The organism is Mycobacteroides immunogenum, from assembly GCF_001605725.1.
GTDB lineage: Bacteria > Actinomycetota > Actinomycetes > Mycobacteriales > Mycobacteriaceae > Mycobacterium > Mycobacterium immunogenum.
In genome coordinates, this window is record NZ_CP011530.1 from 1,898,706 (window position 1) to 1,918,618 (window position 19,913).

Genomic DNA, 19,913 nt, shown 5'->3' on the forward strand with positions numbered 1-19,913 from the left:
CGTTGTCCGATCTACCGATCCATCCATTCACTCACGTACAGGCAATCGGCTTCACTAGCCGCGGCCCGGTCTGGCCCGTCATGGGTGGCTCCGGGGACGGCGACGAAGGCGGCGCTGGCGCAGAAAGCGGCGCCCAGTCTGGTCAAGGCGCTTCGCAGGGTGGCTCCGACAAGGGGTTCCCGGCAGACACGCCGGTTGCGCAGATGACCGATGCTCAGCAGGCCGCGTACTGGAAGCACTACTCGCGTGAGCACGAAGGAAAGGCCAAAGCGTTTACCACCCTTGGCGTTACCCCTGAGCAGATACAGCAGCTCCAGGAGCGCAACGCCGAGCTGGAGAAGGCGCAGATGGACGCCAGCGAGCTTGCGCTCAAGGAGGCCACCGACAAGGCGGCTGCTGATGCGCGTGCTGCCACCGAGGCCGACTGGAAGCCCAAGCTGCTCGCGAGTCAACTCAAATCGGCAGCTTCGCAGGTGCTTTCCGGTGACCAGCTCACCGAATGGCTGGACAGTGTGGACCCCGGCAAGTTCGTCGGGGACAACGGCGAGATCGACGAATCCAAGGTGATGGGGAAACTCACCGCCATCTTCGGCCAGAAAAAGGAACAGCAGCAACAGCAGCCGTTCTGGGGCCAGCACAGCACCGGGCATCAGTCCGCAGACAAGCCCGGAACAGCCGGAAGGGCCGCTGCCGCAAAGCGGTTCCCCTCCAAAACCTAGAAAGAAGGTGACACATGTCTACTGACATCTCGATGCAGACAACGACCTACCAGGTCGGCAATCGTCAGTGGCTCCTGGACGAGCCCGACTACAAGCCCAACGTGACCTTGGACATCTCGAAGTTCACGCAGGGCACCCACTACCCGAACGGGTACATCCCCTCGGGCACCGCGATCGGCAAGCTGACCTCCGGTGGACTGTTCGGTCCGTACGACGACACCAAGTCCGACGGCACCCAGACGCTGTACGGCTACACCTACGGCGACGTGCGTGCGGTCCGCCAGAACGGCACGGTCGCCACCAAGGTCGGTACCGGAGCCGTTGTCTCGGGCGCCGTCTCGGTATCCAAGCTGCCGTTCTCCTCCGGAGCCGGCGCGGTCGATGCCAACGGCAAGGCCGACACCCCCACCATCCGCTACGAGGCCTGAGAGGAGGCTGACCAATGGCTCTATTCCTGGACGGCCCACTGCCGCTCGAAGACACCATCGCGTTCGTACAGAGCATCCCGCTGCCGTCGAACAACCAGTTCACGCAGATGATGCCCAGCAAGCAGTACGACAGCGACGAGATCGACTTCGCGACCATCACCAAGACCAACCGTGCCGCCAAGTTCCGCAACTGGGACGGCTCGTTCTGGATCGCACCGCGCGACACCGGATCTGAGAAGCGTGTGCGCATGCTGCCCCTGGGCGGCCAGCTCTCGGTTGGCGAGTACGAACGGCGCCAGATCGAGATGGCCCGCTACGGCGGCACCATCCAGAGCGTTCTGGTGGACGCGATCTACAACGACCTGGAGAACCTGACGCGATACGCGCAGAACCGTGTCGAGCTTGCCTGGGGCGACGTGCTCACCGATGGAGTGCTCACCATCAACGAGAATGGTGTCCAGCAGCAGGTCGACTACGGCATCCCCGCCGGGCAGCTCGTCACGCCGGCCACCCTCTGGTCCAATCACGCCACCTCGACACCGCTGACCGACCTGATCGGCTGGACCGGCATCTACGCGGGCGTGAACGGCGCTCCGCATGGCCAGTTCAAGACCTCCACCGCGGTGGTTCAGCACCTCATGCAGAACGTCCAGTTGATCAACGCGATCAAGGGCGCCAACACCGGTGCCACCTGGGTGTCGATCACCGAGATCAACACCTTCCTGGGCGGTTTCGGTATTCCGCCGTTCATCGTGCCCACCGACGGACAGCCGGGCGGATCGATCTATGCCTCGAGCTTCGACGTGGACGGTGTCACCACCCCTGCGTTCGCCACCAATAAACTGGCGTTCCTGCCGGCCGACCTGAGCACTTTGGGCCACACAGGGTGGGGAGTCCCAACGACCTCACTGGAGCTGAACGCCAACAACGTTCAGGTCGAGGTCGCCGCCGGGCTGATCGGCATCCTGGTGCGCGAGGAAGCACCGCCGTTCCGCAAGACCACCTACGTCGATGGTGTGGTGCTGCCGACACTGACTGACCCGCGCAAGATCCTCGTAGCGACGGTGGCCTGATGGCGATCGTCGGACAGTACGCGCTGTGCGTGCAGGATGCCGAGGGCACCTTCCACTCGTTCCTGCCAGGCCAGCAGGTGCCGGCGTGGGTGGTCGCACTGGTCACCAATCCTCGTGCTTTCGTTGCCGAACCGGCGGACGAAGGGGAAGACCCTGCCGCGGGTGATGACGGTCAGCCGACATCGAGCGATCCCGCTGCGGCCAGTGAGGGGGCTACGCCGGAGAACCCGGGCGACACCTCCCCGGACGCTGGCGATCAGGGTGGCACTGCGGCGCCGGCACCGATTGCACTGACTGCGCCGCCGCACGCCGGGGTTGGTTCAGGCAGGGACGCGTGGGCCGACTACGCCAGCGCCAGCGGCGTTGCAGTCCAGGATGACTGGAAGCGCGATCAGATCATCGAGGCTTGCCGTCAGGCGGGCGTCGCAGTCTGATGGCAGACCCAGTGGCCCCGGCGAAGTTCGCCTCGGTCAGTGACGTGACCTCCCGGTTCGAGGGGACGTTCCCCGCGGACCGGGAGGGCTGGGTTCAACTGCGCATCGAGGACGTCGAGGCCGAACTCATGGCCCGCGTTCCGTCGCTGCGTGTTCCGGTCGTCGAGATCGCCCCAGACCGGCTACGTCAGGTCAAACGCCTGGTCGCTGACAAGGTGCTGGACCTGTACCGCAACCCGGACGGGGCCAGCCAGGTGTCACAGACCATGGAGCAGGACACCATGTCGCGCTCCTACTCCCGCGACGCCTACCGCGGCAAGATCGCGTTCACCGACGACGAACTCGCCTCGGTGCGACTCAAAACGAAACGTCCACGCTTCGGCACTGCGGTAATCGCACCCTGGTCGCCGCCATGCCGCTGAACATCAGCGACTACCAAACGGTCATCCCCACCCGGGTAGTCGACGAAGCGAACAACACCCGCGCACCGCTGCCACCGATCGATGTCGTGGCTTTCCTCGATGAACCCCAGGTGCTCCTGGACTCTCAGGGAAAACGGTTCGTACAGAACGGGGTTCTGCGCGTACGCCGCGGCAGCGACCTCAGGGTGGGCGACGAAGTCCCGCTCCCGCAGGGGATCTTCGGTGTGGTCGGCGCTCCGACCGGCAACCGCAATCACTGCATGACCGGGGCTGACTTCGGCTGGGCCCGGTACAAGATCCGCAGGGGAGGCTGACCGTGGATGTCACGCTCGATCCGGCGCCCAATCCGGCGATCACCAACGCCCTCAACGGCACCCAGATGCGCCGCAGCCTCGAGGCGGTCATCCACACCGCCCAGATGCTGTACCAGGCCAAGGTCGCCAAACGAAGCAACGCGTTGGCGGCCTCGGCGCGCACCTCCGTGCACCGCGGCGGCATCGAGGAAGACCGTCTCGTCGCGGACCTGACCGTCGGCGGCCAAGGACCGCTGGGCATAGTGGATTACGCCGCCTCGCATGAGTTCGGTACCGAGGAACGGCACGGCCAGAACGACGCAGCGCGGCTGGCCGGCGAGATCCCGATCGATGAACACCCCGGTGCCCGTGACCTGAACTGGGTACTCGAGGAGCTCCACCAGTGGTGAGTTTCCCGCCGTGGTGGAAGGGCGGATACCCCGACGTCGAGAAGCTGCTCGCCAAGTCACTCATCCAGCCCTGGCTGGGCGATGTCAAAGTCGAGTACTGGCTTCCTGCCAACGCCCTGGAGCAGATCCAGGACGGTGTCGAATTCCTGCGGGTGCGCCGCATTGGCGGGCGCATCAATCTCAACGAGAAGCGCGACGAGCCAGTAGTGCAGTTCGCCGCGCTCACCAAGTCTCGCGACATCTCCTATGGGCTCATCGAGTTCGTCCGCAGTGGCGTGCTAGAGCCGTTCATGGAGGCCGTCGCGATAGTTCCGGGAACCCCACACAAGCTGGGCTGCGAGGGAGAAATCGTTGGCCCGCAGTCTATCCCGGAACCCATCAGGGACGAACGCCTCGTCCCTTCAACCTTCGTGCTGCACACCTGGAAGCCGAAGGGTCTTCCGAATTACCGACAGGCCCTCGGCCTCTAAACCGAAAGGTGAATCACCATGTCCATTGATTTCCAGCTGGGTCAGTCCGACCTGGAACTCGCCGGTTGCGACAGCCGGGTCTTCCTGGCTCCCTACGTGGGGACCGCGCCCCTGACCTCCCTCGAAGATGTCACCAACGGCGGCATCGACAAGACCAAGATCGGTGCCGGATCGCGATTCGTCTCGGTCGGCAACTACGAAAAGAAGGCCGGCGTCAAGCTGTCCAACAAGCCCAACATCAGCGACGTGATGTCAGCCGGCAAGGGCTCGCCCACCCGGCAGCTGCCCACCGATGCCAAGAAGGGCATCACCTATACGCCGCAGGAGATGAAGCTCGTCAACCTGCAGAACGCGTGGGGCTTCCTGCCGTCAGCAGTCTCGGCGCCGTCTGCCAAGGGCGGTATCACCATCGGTATCCCCGAGCTGCCTGCCAACATCTTGTGGCGTGCGGTCCTGCTGGCCTGGGACTCGTTCAACGGCAAGGACATCTGGATGTACTGGATCGCCAACAAGACCAACGTGGGCGATCGTGACGACATCAACGCCCACGAGGACGGCAACGTGATCACTCACGGCGTCGGCCTGAACTTTCAGTCCGACCCCACCGTCGGCCTGCCCGTGATCTTCGGTATCTGCGGCGAGGGATTCCAGGATCTGATGGCGGCCACCGACACCGGTGGGCTCTACCCGCCGATCACGGGCATCACCGTCACCCCGAGCACCGCGACCCTGACTGTCGCGAACGGGGCCGGTCACACCAAGCAGCTCAAGGTGGTGGACTCCAACGGCCTGGACCGCACAGCGCTGGCGACCTACCAGAGCGATGCGACCGCCAAGGCCACGGTCGATGCACTCGGCCTGATCACCGCGGTGGCGGCCGGAACCGCCAACGTTGCGGCCAGCTACGGCGGCTTCTCGGCCGCCTGCGCGGCGACCGTCTCCTAACCGCCCACAAGGCCACCCACCTGAACCGAAAATGGTTGGGGTGGGTGGCCTTTAGCATATCTGAAAGGCAGTCCAAATGGCAGGACCAAAGAAGACCCCCGCGCGTGCGGCCGCCAAGACCAGGGCGGCATCCGGGCGCTACCTCGAACTGATCCAAGAAGTTGACGCACCCCAGCCCTACCAGATCGCCGATGAACTGATCATCGACCCGCCCTCAAAGCCCATGGCGGACAAACTCAACGACGCCCACTACCGCATGGCTGTGGCCAATGCGATGACCCAGGCGATGCTGGCCCAGCCCGACCAGTTCACCATGGACAACTTCACCTCGGTGCGTGAGATGTCGGAAAAGGCTGTTGAGGACTACAACGATGCGTTCTTCAACGGCAAGTATCACGAGGTGCAGGAGTTCTTCACCGGACAGAGCAACGAGTACTGGAACGCCTTCGTCACCGACTACAAGGCGCATATGTGGCCCAAAGAGCCCGATGCCGAAGGTGTTTGCCCGACCTGCGGACATGACCCCCGCACGGAGGCAGCCCCTTTAGGGCCCGCGTCCTTGAGCTAGTCGACTGGTACTGGGACGCAATCGAAAAAGACTTCGCCGGCATCGGCTGGGACGCCATGGACTACTTTCGCGGACTCAAGTCGTGGCGGCAGTTCGCCAACATCTGCACGAAATTCGCGAACGAAGACGGCACGTACCTGCAGGCGGCGCAACTCAAGGACCCACGCCACCTCGGTGCGCTCATGAAGCAGTACGAGGAAGCCGGAAAGTCCAAAGAGCCATACCGCCCTCCCCTGGAGGGCCATTCAGCGCTGGTGGCGGCAATCACGGGACTACGTAACGACATTCGCCGCGTCAATGGGCTTCCTCGCATAGAGGGGCCCAAGACGCCGATCGATGAGGCCAAAGAACGCCAGAAGGCCTACAGCGACCGGCGCATGGATGCGGCCCTGGGCTATGACGAGGAGGTGACCTGATACGTGACCGAGTACTCAGCCGGTGAAGCCAAGCTACGGGTAGTCCCTGATGCCTCCGAGTTCAAGGGCAAGCTCGAAGCGGACATGCGCAAGATCCGCGCCGAGTTCACGGTCAACGTCAACGCCGCCACCGCGCAAGCACGCGCCGACATCGAGCGATTCCGGGACATCCAGGAACGCAACAACATCCGCGTCGGTGTCGATGCTTCATTGGGGCAGGCCCAGGCCGACATGCGGCGCTTCCGCACCGAGCAGGAGGCCAACCGGCTCGTCGTCCGGGTGGACGCGGACACCCGTGGTGCTCGCCGCGAGATTGAAGACCTGCGCCGCAGTGTCACCCACGGATCCCTGGGCAGCGCGCTCACCTGGAACGTCGGCGCGGCGGGCCTATCACTGTTGCCGTCGGCGGCCACCGGCCTGGTGTCGCTAGCTGGCGCGCTGCAGCAGGTCGCCCAGTCGGGCATCGCGGTGCCGGGCATTCTCGGCGGCGTCGCGTCCTCGGTCGGCGCACTGGCCATGGGCCTGTCGGGAGTCAAGGACGCCTACAGCGCGGCGGCCGACGCCGCGGGCAAGTTCGGCGCCGACGGAGCCCAACAGTCCGCGCAGGCCGCCGCAGCGGCCAACGCGCTGCGTAATGCCGTCTATGACGAGGCACGCGCGCAACGAGATGTCGCACAAGCCCGCAAGGACGCCCGCCAACAGCTGCAAGATCTGAACCTGGAGCTGCGCGGCGGCCGGATCAGTGAGGCCCAGGCCGTCCTGTCGGCGCAGCGCGCCCGCCGCGACCTGCAATCTGGACAGTACCGAGATGCCCTGGACTACCAGGAAGCCCAACTGCGCGTGGTCGAAGCCGACCAGCGCGTTATGGAAACCCGGGCCCGCAACGCCGCGTTGCAGGACAAGGCCAACGACGTCAACGCCAAGGGCGTAGAGAACTCCGATCTGGTGGTGGACGCCCAGGAACGCCTGGTGCGCGCACATCAGGGCACCCAGCAGGCTCAAGCGGCCTCCATCGCATCGACGGTGGCAGCCGCTGCCGCGCTGGATAACTTGGCGCCCAACGCCGCCCAGTTCGTTAAGACGCTCGTCGGTATGCGCGAGCAGTTCCGCGGGCTACGCACCGATGTACAGCAGGCGCTGTTCGCCGGCCTATCCGATGAGATCAAGACCCTGGTCGACAATGATCTGCCGGTCCTGGACCGCGGGCTCACCAACGTGGCCACCGGCATCAACGCGAACTTCGTGCAGCTGTTCCGGTCACTGGGCTCCACACAGTCCCAGGGCCTGCTTGATCGCATCCTGGGCAACACTGGCGAGGCGCAGAAGCGCTTCACCGCCGCGATCGACCCGATCGTGCACTCGATCGAAACGCTGACCGGCGGCTCCTCAGATGCCCTGCCGCGCATCGCCGACGGCATCGGCAAGGTAGCCGACCGCTTCGATCACTTCATCACCGAAGCCGACAAGGACGGCCGGCTGGCCAAGTGGATCGACGAAGGCATCGACGGCTTCACCAGCATGGGCAACACCTTGCTCAACATCGGCGGCATCTTCACCGCACTGACCAAAGCCGCTGGCGGCGGCGGACTTCTAGGAACCCTCGAACAGAACACCAAGCGCCTATCGGATTTCCTGAACTCCACCAAGGGGCAGGACCAGCTGCGCAAGTTCTTCGCCGATGCCCGCGCCGAGCTCGACAAATGGGCGCCGATCCTGCGCGACCTGCCTGGAATCATCGGCGGCGTCGTCTCGGCAGCCCAAGAAGGCTCCGGTGTCGTCATGGGAGTACTGCGCCCCGTCTCCCAGATCCTTGGCGAGCACCCGCAGCTGGTCAAGGACATCGCGCTGGCCTTCCTGATCTGGAAAACCGTCCCACCCTTGGTTGGTGGCGTCACCAATTCCCTTGGCGCACTATCGCGGGGCCTGACCGAGGTCGGGACCGGATTCTCCGGTACCCGAGACCGCATCACCCGCGGCATGGATGCCGTCGACGAACGTTTCACCGCGGCGGGCAGCGAGCGCGGCGGGGTACGCCGCTTCTCCCGGGTGCTCGCCGGAATCTCCGCCGCCGGCGGCCCGCTGTCACTACTGGTCACCGCCGGCATACCGCTCGTGGCACAGTTCGTCACTCGCATCACTCAAGACATGGACAACGCCGCCGAGCACATCAAGTCCGTGAACGAAGAGGCCAAGAGCCTGATCGGCACCTTGGAGGCGGTCACCAACCTCACCGGCACCGCCACACGAAAGGCCTTGGCAGACAAGCTCCAGAACGTCGAAGGCGGCCCCGGCAAGGGCCTGGGAGGAGATGCCCTCAATGCCGCCAAACTCCTAGGCCTAGGCGGTACTGATCAGCGCGACGTCATCACCGCGGCTCTGCCGGGCGGGGGTGCTCAGTACGACCAGATCATGGGCCCGATCCGCGACAAGGTCCGCCCCGCGGTGCAGGACTTCATCAAGAGCCAAGGCCTCAAGCCCGGCGAAGGCAAGCTGCAAGGCATCGATGAGAACACCATCATCGACGCCTGGCTGGGCGTACCAGGGGCGCTGGAGAAGGTCACCAACGCAAAGGAGTTGGGCCAGAACATCGTCCAACTCGGCACGCTACAGAGCCAGGTGGAAGCTCTGGGCTCGGGTGACCCGGCGTTCCTGGCTTCACTGCTGGGCCAGCGCTTGAACTTCGAGCGCAGCGGCGCCGGGGGAGCGGTGAGTCAGGCCCAAGCCGCCCAGGCGGCCGCCACGCCACAACCGCGTCTCAAGCCTGAATTCGCCCAGCAATTCCCAGGTGCGGTGGTCAACTCAGATGGCACTACCACCACGATCGTGTCGACCATCGGCCCGAACGCGGGCATGGGCCTCAGTGAGCAATCGCAAGCTACACAGGGCGTTCCGCCCAATCAGGACAAGTGGACCTACCGGCTCTCCCCCGAGGACGCCCGCCGCCTGACCTACGCCAAGGGTGGCTTCACTCCCGGGCACACCGGAACGGGGCCCACCGGTGGCCACGTCGCCGAGGTCCACAAGAAAGAGTTCGTCGTCAGCGAGCGCGGCACCGCCGCGGTACCAGCGCCGTTCCTGCATGCGCTGAACACCGGCATCGTCGACTCCAGCCTGCTGCTGCCGAAATACGACCAAGGCGGATTTGTCGGCCCGGACGGCAACCCCATCGTGGCTGGCCCCTTGCCCGGCGCGGCCCCCGTGGCGCCGATCGCGCCCGCACCCCAGGGTGGCGGCCTGCTCTCGGCGGTCGGCAAGGCAGTCGACGGCATCCAGGGACCGGTCAACAACGTCACCGGCGCGCTCGGAAGCCTTGGCGGCGGCAAGGGTGGTCAAAGCGTCCAGATCCCCGGCCTGGGACTGTCCATTCCGACCGGCGGCAATTTCACCATGCCCACGCTGGAGTCCTGGATGCCGTGGCTGCCCAAGCCTGGTCAGGACATGTCCACCTGGAACCCGTTCGCGGGAGCGCCGGACAAGATTCAGCCGCAGAACATTGCCTTCCGGGGCGCATCCACACTGATCCAGGGCGCACTGAGTGGCCTGGGCCTGGACGGCTCAATCTTGTCGCAGAACAACCCCTACAACCAGGCTGCGCAGCGCACCGCCCAGTTCTACCTGGACAAGCTCGGCGGCGGTGGCGGCCAGGCCGACGCAGGCGTTCAGGCCGTCATCGACAGTGCGAATGCTGGCGCCCTGCAACTACCGTCGGCCACCGGGCTTGCAATCCCGGGCGCCGATGGCACCTTGAGCCCCGCGGCGCTACGCGGCATCCAGTACGCCCAGCAGCACGCCGTAGGCCAGAAGTACGTCTACGGCGGAGTCGGTGCCGCGCAATACGAGGGTGGCCCCGGCGGCTATGACTGCTCGGGCATCGCCTCGGCCATCTACGCCGCGACCAAGGGGCTGCCACAAGGACAGCGCTACTTCACCACCGAGTCCGATTTCGCCGCACTGGGATTCATCCCCGGATACAAGTCCGGCGAGCTGAACATCGGCGTCATGCGCGGCGGCGGCGGACCCAACTCACACATGGCGCTCACGCTGCCCAATGGCGTCAAGGTCGAGTCCGGGGGCGCGGCCGATGCCACCCAGTACGGCGGAGCAGCCAAGGGCGCAACAGACTTCGCGTTGCAATGGCACCTACCCGTGTCCTCGGACGCCAAGGGGTCAGTACCCGGCCTATATGACATCGGTGGCTGGCTGCAGCCCGGTCTACAGACGGTGGTGAACAAGACCAACGCCCCCGAGCCGGTACTCAACGCCCAGCAGTGGAACACCGCCTCCAAGGCCATCGAAATGGTCAGCTCCGCTCGTCCCACACCGCCGCAGCCACCCATGAGCGGAGCGCAGGGCGGTATCAGCACCGGCGGTGCTGGCATCCAGCCGCATAACCCCGCACAGAAGCCGGGCTCATCACCTCCTCCGTCGGCGGCACCAGCTGCGCCGGCGAGCCCAAGTACGTTGCAGCCGCCAGAATCCGCACCCGAGCAGGCGCCGACGCAGCAGCAGGGCCCGACGTTCGCACCGGGCACTGTGGGTGCGGCGCCCTCGAGTCTGAACCACAATCTGCCCGCCATCGACAAGGCCATTGACTCCACCGCATCGACTTTGGCCAACCTGGCGTCGACCGCGATCTCGGCGGCGGCGGCCGGCGGATCGATGGGCATGGGTGGGGGAGCAGGGGGCGCCCTGGCTTCCTCCATGGTCGCCGGCGGCATACAGCAAGCGGGCAAGATCGCGAAAAACGTGGCCAACGTCGGTTCCTCACTGCTGGTCGGCTCGGTGCCCGGATCGAACGGCACCGCCGACCGCGCCTACGGGGAGCTGCTGCGCCCGGTGCAGAACGCACCGATCACCGCGCCCGTCTACTCACCCACCTACAACGTCTCAGGCAATTACGAACTGCGCTCGGCGATGGATCAGCTGGAGTTGAAGGAAAAAGTGGACGCACAATCACGACTGGCGAACAAGCCATGAGGCGCCAAACCGACATCATCGATATCATCGGGGTCAACGGCGACTTCTGCCGCATCTCCCCGCCGGGGTTCTCCTGGGGCCCCGAGCTCGCGCCCGGCTCGACTGGCCTGTACGACATGCCGATCCAAACCAACTGGGGCAGTTACGGATTCGGACAGTTCTTCCAGTCCTGGAAGCCCAAGCGCCGTGACGTGGTGTGGACGGTGCACATCATGAACCCCGAAACCGGGACGATGGTGGACCAGAGCGAGGACCTGTGGCACCTGATCTATGCGCGGTGGAAGGCGATGTTCTCCCCAGCCCTGGAAGCGTCCATCGTCTACACCTCGTTCGACGGCGAACGTCGCCTGGGCATCCGCAATCTTGATACCCCAAAGCCGTTCACCGCGCAGAGCTTTGAGGGCAAGGACCCCAAGCTGTTCGCCTACGGCTCAGTCGTCATGACCACGGCCTGCGAGCTGCCGTTCTACGTCGGCGCCTCCGAACGGTTCGCGTGGGAGACCGACACTCCGGGCAACTACTGGTTCAAGCTGCCGTTCTACAACCCGTGCCCGGTGGACATCTGGCCGGAATGGGACCTGACCGGCGGGGCCAAGTACCAGCTCCCGGACTACTCGTTCGGCAGCCAGGCTTACGGACGCGGCATCGCCGATCTGGGCAAGACCATGCCGTTGGCGCAGCTGATGGACCTCGAGGACTTGCAGATCTACACCCGCCCCGACCTGGAGACCTTCGTCACCAGCCTGGAGACCCAATTCGCAGGCCGCAACGCGGGCAAGGACTTCGAGTATCCGATCGCGCCGGGCGCCGGGTCCTCCGAGGGGCAGGGCAGTGACAATCCCGGATGCATCGTGCGCGCGAACGTCACCAATCCCGCGGGCGCCCGCGTGGAGCTGACCTTGCCGCGTTGGTATGACGAGCCATTCAGCACGCCGAGGATCGTGTGAGCACAGCTCTTGCCGCGCGGCTGAGGCAGTCGCGTGCCACGTGCACGCAGATCAGATCCGACCGCAAGGCGCTGCAGCGCGCGCAGACCGAGGTCTCGATCTACAAGAACGATCCGACCGGCAAGCCCGGACTGATTTTCGTTGGCCGCATCCACATCATGGAGCCCACCAAGTATCAGTTCCCCAAGAAAGGCAACGTCTCGGCCTCGGGGTATTTCGAGCTGCGTGCTACCCACTACATCGCGAAATTCATTGCCTCGGTGCCGAATAACCCGAACGAGTGCAAGAACATCATCATCCGCGTCGACAAGTTCGGCGGCAAGTGGCGCTGGACCGGTTTCATGCACCACTGGAAGGTCGAGACCCGAAACGGTGTGGACTACCTATCGGCGTTCTTCAACGACGACATGCAGTACCCCCAGTTCATTCTCGCACCGCCGAACCCAGCCCTACCGATCCCGGTCTTCCAATTTCCCAGGGACGGTTTCATTTTCGCCCCTGGGGTCTGGTCCATCTCAACAGTGTTCCTGCTCAACCTCATTCGCAACCAGGCTCCGATCTACCATTTACCCGACGACCCGTGGCATATCGAAGGCTGGACCCAGCCGCTGGACTGCCGCAACTGGCAGGTGCACATCAAGTGCAAGCCGTTCATCACCGATTCGTCGCTGTGGAATGTCGTCGCCTACCGGATGAACACCCTTGATTCGGTAATCGCCGCAGCCCTTGATGACGGTCAGCTGTGCCTGGACTACCGTCGCTACTTCACCGCCGAAGGTGAGATGGGTACCGACATGTTCGGTCAGCCCGTGGCCAACGGCGCACTGGTCTTCGAGGTCTTCGACCGCTCCGGGTTCGCCCTGCCTGGTGGAACATTCGTCAACGGCAATGCCGCCGGCGGCTTGGCGCGATCGGTGATCCAGTGGGGTGCGGGGTTCGTAGAGGACAGCTTCGAGCAGGTCAGCGACGACGAAACGCTCTACCCAGATGAGTACTGGCAGTCCGGGTTCCTCGGTAACTTCGCCACCGCACCAGCATTGGCGATCCGTGACTCCTGGTGGAACGACCTGCAATCGGTCGTCAACCACTCACCGGCCACCGCGGTCAGCGGGGTGGTCGGCGGTGACAACCCGACCGCCGACGCGATCGTGAAGCTGCTGATCGAGGCCACGGGGAACCTGATTGGTTTCTTCTTTCTCGGCGGCTTCGACTCGCTCGGGGATATCGCTAGCGATGTCATCATGCCGTTCCTGGTGGGCACCATCCTGGCCTGGGATGAGTGGAAGAACACCAGCCGTGCAACCAATCTGGGCTGGGCCCACCTGTTCGAGGTGTACAACTCCGGCGCCGAGCAGAACGCATGGAGCCTGGCCGCCGTGGCGGCGATGCGCGGCCTGTTCAAGGCCACCGAAGCCGAGACCAGCCACACCATGGTCATCGATGAATCCACCTGGGTACTACCCGGCGTGCACGCACAAATGAAAGACCGAGTGGCCTCCAGCGCAGGCGCACTTCAACGCCTGGGCATCGACATGATGTTCGTCAACCAGATCGAGGAACAGATCCTCTCTGGCGATGACAGCGGCAAGAGCGAGTTCGTGATGAAGTGCGGCCAGAACAAGGCCTCGCTGAGCACGGGGGAGCGGTTCTCGCAAATGCTCAAGAACGCACTGGACCGCATCGCCGACATCGGTTTTCATCTGGTGTCCTGAAAATGGCAGTAGGACAAGGGGATTAAATGCAGAACCTCACAACCGCGCTCGTGCTCTCGCGCGGAAGTATCTGGAAGCCCCAGCCCTGGGACTGGTCACCACCCTTGGTGGCCGAATGGAACATGCCCTGGCCTGACGGCGCGAGCGCCCGCGCGGTCTTCTACGACACCGCCGGCGGAGTGCTCCTGACGGTCGATGGCACCGTGAGCGCCGAGATGATCAACTTCATGGCTGCCCCGGTAGTCATGGATCCCATCCCGGCAGGTGCCAACTTCGAGATTTTCCTCGACACGGCCGACGGCCCACTGATGATCCGGCACGGCAAGGTGATCCGCAAAGAAGCCCAGTTCTTCGACGCTCCGGCGAGCACCATCTCCTCGACACCGCGCAAGTTCCAGGACTACTTCCCGATCCTGGGGCTGCGCTCGGTGTGGGAGCCCATCTATGGCCGAGTCAAGGTGTGGGACAACTCCGCACAGTCGCTACCTAACGGCGTCGGGCCGGATGTCGCGTTCTTCTCCCAGGGCAAGGCCGCCATGCGGTACCACGAGCCGTTCGGCTCTGACTCGGTCAAAATCCATGTCCGACTGCTCAACCCCAACGCTGGCAAGACCAGCGTGGTGGTGTGCGCCGACAAATGGTTCACCAGCTATTTGGCGGTGCAGTTCGAGACCGATCCCATCATTGGCCTGAACAACCGGATTCACCTCGCGGTCGGGAGCTCGCCGACGGAGATGACCTACCAGGGCACCGCGGTGAACCACACCGTGGTCAACGGGAACGACTACTGGATCGAGTATTCCAACCTCACCAAGACGCTCCTGGTGCGCAAGGGCAGCGACACCACTCCCATGGCGTCCTGGCAGGACACCGCGGACCTAGTGCCCCATGGCCCGGGCTATCGCTACGCCGGGTTCGTCTGGGACGGAGGCGATCTGATCATCGTCAATGTCACCGGACCCCAGGTGACCGGATGGGAGGCGCTGGACAATGCCTGATCTCGAGCAAGCCCAGCAGTGCGAACAGCTGGCCAAGGCGCTGTGGTTCCTGGCCGCGCCCGCGCGCGGACCTGTGGCCAATGGCCTCTACAGCCTGGGAGTGCGCATCCACCCCGAGCTGGCCACCAAAACCCTGGAGACCGAAGGACCGTCGAACTGGGGCAACCACGCACCCCAGCGGCTGGTGAGTAAGGCGGCCACGACCACCGACCCCATCGCGCTGCTGCGCAGCATGGGGCAGGTTCAACCCAGCCTGGCCGAGCTCGCCGACAAGATGGAAGCCGCTCAGACCGAGAAGGATAAGCAGCTCCTGATTGCCGAAATCCGCGCACAGTTCCCCGACATGATCAAGCGCACCGAAGAGCAGATCGCCCAGTCGCGCCCGCAGGACTTTGAGTGACAACCCCTGGCGGACCCGGATCGATCAACCCGAACGCACGCTTCGGCATCACCGGCGATAACTCCCACGGCGACACCGTCGCCGACTTGCAGCAGCGTCTGCAGGCCGCGATCGAGGGTCGCCTCAAATCGGACATCAAGGCATCGCAGGGCTGGAAGGGCGCCTCCGACGCGGCATTCGGCGGACTGATGCTGCGGGGCACTCCCGGACAACCTGTGTCCATCAGCTTGGCGATCATCGCGTCCCTTGCGGCACGTCTGCTTGGCATCAATCCACAGTCCTGGCTGATCAGCGCCGACCCGCACGAGAACATCGAACGCATCCTCGCCGAGCTCAAAAAGGTCCCGATCCTCGATGACCTCATCGAACTCATCACCGGCGTCGAGGACGGCGACGAATCTGACCTTGGCACATGGGCCCTTGGCATCCGCAACGCCCTGCTGGGTATCGATCTGTCCAACCCTGGATCTATCCTCACAGCGATCGGCAAGGCCGCTGTCCAGTTCTTTAACGGTCTAATTCCTGTCTCTTGGATTGCCGATGTTATTGACGACTTAACAAGGGGCGCTGGCCAATTCCTCACGGGGGATAGCATCGCGGGCAATCCGTTCCTTTCGTGGGATCCCAACACGGCGGGCAGTGCGTCGGGACTGTCGGGGAAGATGGCGGGCAACGGCACGTGGCAGTCGGTGCGTGGCGAGATATTCGACGTAGCCCCCAAGCAGGTAGTGAAGTTCCCCGCAGCGACCAAATGGTCGGGAGTAACCGCAACACCGGGCACTAACCCGATCAAGGTCGGGTTCGCCACCTGGGACGCTGCGGGGAATGCGCTGCCGGACGTCATCACTGGCCAAGTTCAACCCTCGAGCGCCTCGGCGTCGTGGCAGGCTATCGCGACCACAGGTTGGGTCGTGCCGAATGGTGTGGCGCAGGCTGCGCCGATCATCACCCTTGATGCGGGCGCGCAGTCCGGGTCGGTGTGGTTCTCGGATATTTCGAGTTACAAGTCAAACAAGATGGCCCCCAACATCGTTGAGAGTCTTATCGAGGGCGGCCAAGACCTCGCTGAAGACATACAGAACACGTGGGATTCGTTCTGGAACGGTGTCTTCGGTGGAAGTGCCACCGGTAAGACGCCGACCGATGTGCACACCGCTACGAGCAAGCTCAAGCAAACCGCAGACGATGCCCAAGCGCAGGCAATCTACGCCGCTGATCTGATCAACACCCCACGCCGCACACCTCGTTGGTTGTCGACCGGCACCCACGATGACGTGTCATTCCCGATCATCAACGCGCAGAGCACATTTACCCCACCCCTGGGCAAGCTGGTGCTGATCCCGATCACCAGCGAGATATCGCGCACCTACCGCGCGGTGAAGGTTGGACTGACCGCCAACACGATGACTGCCTTGTACATCGGCCTGTACCGCATCGACCACGGCGGTTACATCGTGCTCGACACTGACTTCGGCAACCAGAAGGTGAACGTGTCGGCCTCGAAGGTGCAGACGTTCCCGGCCCCTGGCACTGGATTCGTTTCCGACCGTGGCGAGACAACATTCATCGGCGTGCTTCAGGTTGGCGGCACTGCGGCGCCGATGTTGACGACGCCCGCTATGCCGTCGGCGCTGGAAGCTGTGCAGGCCGTTCCGCTGTTCTTCACGCAGGATGGCGGCGCCTCATTGTCGGCGCTGCCCGCGACCGTGGGCGCGTCGGTTGAGCTGACGCCGGTGTGGGGTGCGCTCGGTGAACAGTTGCTCACCTCGGCGTGGACTGATTACACGCTCACGGATGCGATACAGGACCACACCATCTCAAGTGATAGTCGATTCCTTGACCTTGTCGGCTGCTCGCCCGGTGGCGGCGGTGGTGGCGGAGATGGCGGGTTCAACAAGCCGGGCGAGGGTGGCTCTCCGGGGCAGTGGGTCGGCCGGCGGATTGAGCGTGGTGTCGATATCCCGTGGAGCGTCACGACGCTCAGCATTCGGCCGGGCGGTCCGGGCCTGGGCGCCTCCAGTCGTGAATCCGATGGGGGGGCTGGTGGCGGCTTCAACTACCGACAAGCTGGCATCAGACCGCTTATCGGGTACACACCACTGGGCGCCGATGTCCAATCGTGGCTATTGGAAAGCCAGTTTGGCGATGGTGGCCGACTGGCGTACGGCGGATTCTTCAACCGTGACCCGGTCGGCTATGGGCCGGGGAACTTCGCGTTCGGGGGCCGGCTGTTCATCGGCGGCGCCAACGCCGCGATGGATCAACTCGGCATAGGACCGGGCGGCGGCGGTGGCGGTGGCCACGGCGGCACATTCGGCAACGCCGCGGGGGGCCGCAATGGCGGACCCGGATTCGTGGCGATAAGGGCGGTGTGATGACAACTCCAGTGGCAGCGCGAACGGGCGGCAAATGGTACGGGCGGTTCCGGGCGTCGGTGCCTGGCATCGCCTCGGGTGAAGCGTTCGGGGTGCCCGAGATAGACCGAGGGCCCTTGACGTTGCGGCCATCCGGAATCCCGTCGGCGGAAGTATTCGGCACGCAGCTGATCACCTACCCGCAGGACGTCGTGGCCGGCGGTATCTCCTCAGGCGAGGCATTCGGGTCACCGCAGGTCGGACTCAGAGTTTCCCCAGCGGGCATCCTGTCGGCCGAATCGGTCGGTGCTCCCGCAGTTGCGGTGGGGCCGGTCACCATCGCGCCGGCCGGCATTGGATCGGCCGAGGCGATCGGCTTGGCAGCAGTCGGTCAACGTGTAGCCCCGAGTTCTATTGCGTCTGCGGAGGCTTTCGGGAATCCGAAGGTGAACATGGCCTTGACCGCCGCGGGTATCGCCTCAGCCGAGGCGTTCGGAACAGCCGCAGCGGGCCGGGGCGCGGTCGGCGTCGCCCCGGCTGGTATCGCCTCGGGTGAAGCGTTCGGCGCGGTGGCGCTCACGCAAACGGCGACCATCTACTACAACACGCAGGGCGTGGGCAGCGAAAACAACGGCACACCGCTGACATGCACCATCAGCCCGAACGCGGGCGATGATGTGCTCGTATTCGCCATGCTCGGGGCATCCTCGGGTGCCACCGACTTCTACAAGGCAACGTACGGGCCGAGCAATCTGCCGATGATCTGCGCAGGGCAAGAGCTTTCGGGCGGTGTTGTCATCGCGGCCTACATCATCCGGGGCGCGCCTTCGGGTAGTGCAACGGTCAACATCACCCGAGGCACCAGCCCGGCACCGTGGGGCCAAGCGGTCGCGGTGTCATATTCGGGCGCGGCCGGGTTCGACCCCGCCACCGCGGCCGCTGGTACTGGGACATCGTTCTCGCATTCGGTGGCGGTCCCGACCAACAGCCGCACGGTGCAAGCCATCACGACCGGGGACGCCGGCGCCACCCTGTCGAGCTTGACAGGTGGTGTGAGCCGCTACCTCGATAACGCGGGATTCTGCATTCAGTCGATCCGAGACTCGGACGCTTCCACGGCGTTCACCGGCACGTTGAGCAGCTCCCGTGCCTGGGCCTCGATCGCGGTGCCGCTGCGCACCAGCGCACCGGGTGGGGTGCGCGCCGGTTACAGCTACGGCTCCACCAGCGTATTGGGCGCCACGACAACAACATTCGATATCTACGCCGCCGCCGGAGAATACGTCTATGTTCCGGTGATTCAGGACCGTGCCGGCGACCCGTCGTCGGTGACCTGTGACGGTTCGGCGATGACGCTCATCGACACCGCGCCATGGTCGTCGGGCTCGGGGGCGGCGTACATCAAGATCTACCGCAGCGCGGCGGCGATGAGTTCAGCTGGCCTCAAGACGGTTTCCGTTGTGACATCCGGTAGCGGATGGAGCCGCAGCGGCGGCGTCGCGGTCTCCGGTGTCACCAGCCCGTCGGGAACCGTCACCAAAACATCGGGCACCAGCTCGCAACCCACACAGGCCGTCACCTGCTCGGCCGGGCAGATGATCCTGCAAATACTGGCCAGCTCGGCTGCCCCCACGGGCATCGAGGGCGGCACAACGCTGGTTGTTTCCTCAGCGGGCCAAGTGTTCTGGTCGATCAACATCGCCCTGGAATCAACAACATTCAAGCTGGCCAACACCTCCACCAACCGAGGCGAAATGCGGCGGCAAAGACGGCGAGGTAGAAACCTGCGTGCCGGATCAATTGGTTACGCACCGCGATCTCACAGCTTGAATGTTGTTGATTCCAGGGCGATGTTGATCGACCAGAACACTTGGCCAGCTGAGGAAACGACCAGCGTTGTGCCGCCCTCGGTGCCCGTGGGGGCCGCTGCACTGGCCAGTATTTGCAGGATCATCTGCCCGGCCGAGCAGGTTGGTGACCCATGAGGTCGGGATGACGCCGTTCAGTAGCGGGAAGCGGGCGGCCATCTTGCCCACCAGACCATCAAGCAGCTTGTCGTCCAGCGTGCCTGGTATCTGATCGGTGATGCGGTCGATCGCGCCGTCGATCCGCTCGATGAGCCGGGCCTCGATCCGGTCCAGCGCGGCGCCGATCCTCTGGTCGACCTTCTCGGCGGTCAGTGGCGCGAGCGTGGAGGCGATGGTGATCTACAAGGACACCGGCACCGTCGGTACGTCCCCGCTGATCGCGTACATCGACACCGCAACCGGTCTTCCTGTCTCTCCCAACGGCGGCGACATCAACATTGCGTGGGACACCGGCACCAACAAGATATTCAAGCTGTGAG

At 64.4% G+C, this 19,913-nt stretch carries 19 protein-coding genes; all 19 read left to right on the top strand.

Annotated elements, in window-relative coordinates; genetic code table 11:
* The first annotated feature begins 2 nt into the window (after positions 1-2).
* The 19 genes from ABG82_RS09420 to ABG82_RS09510 all read left to right on the top strand — a co-directional run bounded on the left by ABG82_RS09420 (position 3) and on the right by ABG82_RS09510 (position 19,912).
* Complete coding sequence (locus ABG82_RS09420) at positions 3-719, top strand: hypothetical protein (protein WP_109475847.1); 717 nt, start codon at positions 3-5, stop codon at positions 717-719.
* 14 nt (positions 720-733) lie between these two features.
* A complete protein-coding gene (locus tag ABG82_RS09425; RefSeq protein WP_052510897.1) occupies positions 734-1,147 on the top strand; it encodes a head decoration protein in 414 nt (137 codons plus the stop codon).
* A 14-nt stretch (positions 1,148-1,161) separates the two neighbouring features.
* Complete coding sequence (locus ABG82_RS09430; protein WP_043075833.1) at positions 1,162-2,220, top strand: major capsid protein; 1,059 nt, start codon at positions 1,162-1,164, stop codon at positions 2,218-2,220.
* Positions 2,220-2,654, top strand: a complete 435-nt coding sequence (locus ABG82_RS09435; protein WP_043075832.1) for a hypothetical protein — start codon at positions 2,220-2,222, stop codon at positions 2,652-2,654. The genes ABG82_RS09430 and ABG82_RS09435 overlap by 1 nt, the downstream gene beginning before the upstream one ends.
* Complete coding sequence (locus ABG82_RS09440; RefSeq protein ID WP_043075831.1) at positions 2,654-3,076, top strand: hypothetical protein; 423 nt, start codon at positions 2,654-2,656, stop codon at positions 3,074-3,076. Before ABG82_RS09435 ends, ABG82_RS09440 begins: the two co-directional genes overlap by 1 nt.
* A complete protein-coding gene (locus ABG82_RS09445) occupies positions 3,067-3,390 on the top strand; it encodes a hypothetical protein (RefSeq protein ID WP_043075830.1) in 324 nt (107 codons plus the stop codon). Before ABG82_RS09440 ends, ABG82_RS09445 begins: the two co-directional genes overlap by 10 nt.
* A 2-nt stretch (positions 3,391-3,392) precedes the next feature.
* A complete protein-coding gene (locus ABG82_RS09450; RefSeq protein WP_043075829.1) occupies positions 3,393-3,779 on the top strand; it encodes a hypothetical protein in 387 nt (128 codons plus the stop codon).
* Positions 3,773-4,249 carry a phage tail termination protein gene (locus tag ABG82_RS09455; protein ID WP_043075828.1) on the top strand — a complete coding sequence of 159 codons (477 nt, stop codon included), beginning with the start codon at positions 3,773-3,775 and terminating at the stop codon, positions 4,247-4,249. Before ABG82_RS09450 ends, ABG82_RS09455 begins: the two co-directional genes overlap by 7 nt.
* A gap of 18 nt (positions 4,250-4,267) precedes the next feature.
* Entirely contained in the window at positions 4,268-5,194 is a 927-nt protein-coding gene (locus tag ABG82_RS09460; RefSeq protein WP_043075827.1) for an Ig-like domain-containing protein, read from the top strand.
* Positions 5,195-5,270: 76 nt separating this feature from the next.
* Complete coding sequence (locus tag ABG82_RS09465; RefSeq protein ID WP_043075826.1) at positions 5,271-5,762, top strand: hypothetical protein; 492 nt, start codon at positions 5,271-5,273, stop codon at positions 5,760-5,762.
* Positions 5,763-5,818: 56 nt separating this feature from the next.
* Positions 5,819-6,178 (top strand): hypothetical protein, encoded by a 360-nt coding sequence (locus ABG82_RS09470; RefSeq protein ID WP_043075825.1) that lies wholly within the window; start codon positions 5,819-5,821, stop codon positions 6,176-6,178.
* Positions 6,179-6,181: 3 nt separating this feature from the next.
* Positions 6,182-11,155 carry a hypothetical protein gene (locus tag ABG82_RS09475; RefSeq protein WP_043075824.1) on the top strand — a complete coding sequence of 1,658 codons (4,974 nt, stop codon included), beginning with the start codon at positions 6,182-6,184 and terminating at the stop codon, positions 11,153-11,155.
* Positions 11,152-12,102: a hypothetical protein gene (locus ABG82_RS09480; RefSeq protein WP_043075823.1), complete on the top strand. Its 951-nt coding sequence runs from the start codon at positions 11,152-11,154 to the stop codon at positions 12,100-12,102. Before ABG82_RS09475 ends, ABG82_RS09480 begins: the two co-directional genes overlap by 4 nt.
* Positions 12,099-13,814 (top strand): hypothetical protein, encoded by a 1,716-nt coding sequence (locus ABG82_RS09485; protein ID WP_052510896.1) that lies wholly within the window; start codon positions 12,099-12,101, stop codon positions 13,812-13,814. The genes ABG82_RS09480 and ABG82_RS09485 overlap by 4 nt, the downstream gene beginning before the upstream one ends.
* A gap of 26 nt (positions 13,815-13,840) precedes the next feature.
* Positions 13,841-14,812, top strand: a complete 972-nt coding sequence (locus ABG82_RS09490; protein ID WP_043075822.1) for an LtfC-like domain-containing protein — start codon at positions 13,841-13,843, stop codon at positions 14,810-14,812.
* A complete protein-coding gene (locus ABG82_RS09495; RefSeq protein ID WP_043075821.1) occupies positions 14,805-15,212 on the top strand; it encodes a hypothetical protein in 408 nt (135 codons plus the stop codon). The genes ABG82_RS09490 and ABG82_RS09495 overlap by 8 nt, the downstream gene beginning before the upstream one ends.
* The gene (locus ABG82_RS09500; RefSeq protein ID WP_052510895.1) at positions 15,209-17,587 is read left to right on the top strand and encodes a glycine-rich domain-containing protein; all 2,379 of its coding nucleotides are present in this window, start codon (positions 15,209-15,211) and stop codon (positions 17,585-17,587) included. The genes ABG82_RS09495 and ABG82_RS09500 overlap by 4 nt, the downstream gene beginning before the upstream one ends.
* Complete coding sequence (locus ABG82_RS09505; protein WP_235631181.1) at positions 17,587-19,551, top strand: hypothetical protein; 1,965 nt, start codon at positions 17,587-17,589, stop codon at positions 19,549-19,551. Before ABG82_RS09500 ends, ABG82_RS09505 begins: the two co-directional genes overlap by 1 nt.
* A 97-nt stretch (positions 19,552-19,648) precedes the next feature.
* Complete coding sequence (locus ABG82_RS09510) at positions 19,649-19,912, top strand: hypothetical protein (protein ID WP_201787713.1); 264 nt, start codon at positions 19,649-19,651, stop codon at positions 19,910-19,912.
* Position 19,913 lies beyond the last annotated feature (1 nt).

Bases quoted from the DNA above. Each gene is read 5' to 3' on its own strand.
- ABG82_RS09425 (WP_052510897.1), top strand. From the start codon at position 734: ATGTCTACTGACATCTCGATGCAGACAACGACCTACCAGGTCGGCAAT.
- ABG82_RS09430 (WP_043075833.1), top strand. From the start codon at position 1,162: ATGGCTCTATTCCTGGACGGCCCACTGCCGCTCGAAGACACCATCGCG.
- ABG82_RS09435 (WP_043075832.1), top strand. From the start codon at position 2,220: ATGGCGATCGTCGGACAGTACGCGCTGTGCGTGCAGGATGCCGAGGGC.
- ABG82_RS09440 (WP_043075831.1), top strand. From the start codon at position 2,654: ATGGCAGACCCAGTGGCCCCGGCGAAGTTCGCCTCGGTCAGTGACGTG.
- ABG82_RS09445 (WP_043075830.1), top strand. From the start codon at position 3,067: ATGCCGCTGAACATCAGCGACTACCAAACGGTCATCCCCACCCGGGTA.
- ABG82_RS09460 (WP_043075827.1), top strand. From the start codon at position 4,268: ATGTCCATTGATTTCCAGCTGGGTCAGTCCGACCTGGAACTCGCCGGT.
- ABG82_RS09465 (WP_043075826.1), top strand. From the start codon at position 5,271: ATGGCAGGACCAAAGAAGACCCCCGCGCGTGCGGCCGCCAAGACCAGG.
- ABG82_RS09470 (WP_043075825.1), top strand. From the start codon at position 5,819: ATGGACTACTTTCGCGGACTCAAGTCGTGGCGGCAGTTCGCCAACATC.
- ABG82_RS09480 (WP_043075823.1), top strand. From the start codon at position 11,152: ATGAGGCGCCAAACCGACATCATCGATATCATCGGGGTCAACGGCGAC.
- ABG82_RS09490 (WP_043075822.1), top strand. From the start codon at position 13,841: ATGCAGAACCTCACAACCGCGCTCGTGCTCTCGCGCGGAAGTATCTGG.
- ABG82_RS09495 (WP_043075821.1), top strand. From the start codon at position 14,805: ATGCCTGATCTCGAGCAAGCCCAGCAGTGCGAACAGCTGGCCAAGGCG.
- ABG82_RS09505 (WP_235631181.1), top strand. From the start codon at position 17,587: ATGACAACTCCAGTGGCAGCGCGAACGGGCGGCAAATGGTACGGGCGG.